At 43.7% G+C, this 645-nt stretch carries 1 protein-coding gene; it reads left to right on the top strand.

Features of this window, described 5'->3' with window-relative positions; genetic code table 11:
- Positions 1 to 640, top strand: a 640-nt coding sequence (locus Xsto_RS20835) for an IS982 family transposase (RefSeq protein WP_099126329.1), incomplete at its 5' end; no start/stop codon positions are given.
- Positions 641 to 645 lie beyond the last annotated feature (5 nt).

The following is a 645-nucleotide window of genomic DNA, read 5'->3' as shown; positions in this document are numbered from 1 at the left end:
TACCCGTATGCTTACCCTGAAGAAAAGGACGCTTATCCCTTTATGCGCTTTTCTGTCGTCACGTAAGGTAACAACTCAAGGGATCGCCTTTATTGATTCCACCAAAATTGCCGTTTGTCATAACCTTCGTATTTCCCGTCATCGGGTATTTGAGGGCATGGCACAACGAGGAAAAACCAGTACCGGCTGGTTTTATGGTTTTAAACTTCATTTGGTTATCAATGATTGCGGCGAGTTGTTAGCCGTGAAACTCACCGCAGGAAACACGGATGATCGCCAGCCAGTCAAAGCGCTGACAAAAGGATTAACAGGCTGTTTGTATGGTGATAAAGGGTACTTGTCCCAGGCTTTATGTGATGAATTAGAAGCGGAAGGTGTCACGTTAATCACGAATGTCCGGAGTAACATGAAAACCAAGGCATTATCTCTCTGGGATAGATTGATGTTAAGGCGGCGGTTTTTGATAGAAACCGTCGTCGATCAGCTCAAGAATATTTCTCAGATAGAGCATTCAAGGCATCGCAGTCAACTCGGTTTTTTATTGGAAGTTGCTGCTGGCCTTATTGCTTATACATTCCAACCTAAAAAACCGAGCTTGAATCTACGGGATAATGAGATCGCTATTTTTAAGCGAAGCTGAGGTTA

It is taken from the genome of Xenorhabdus stockiae (assembly GCF_002632825.1).
Taxonomy (GTDB): domain Bacteria; phylum Pseudomonadota; class Gammaproteobacteria; order Enterobacterales; family Enterobacteriaceae; genus Xenorhabdus; species Xenorhabdus stockiae.
Note: the sequence above shows the minus strand (reverse complement) of the source record. Positions and strands in the feature narration are given on the sequence as shown.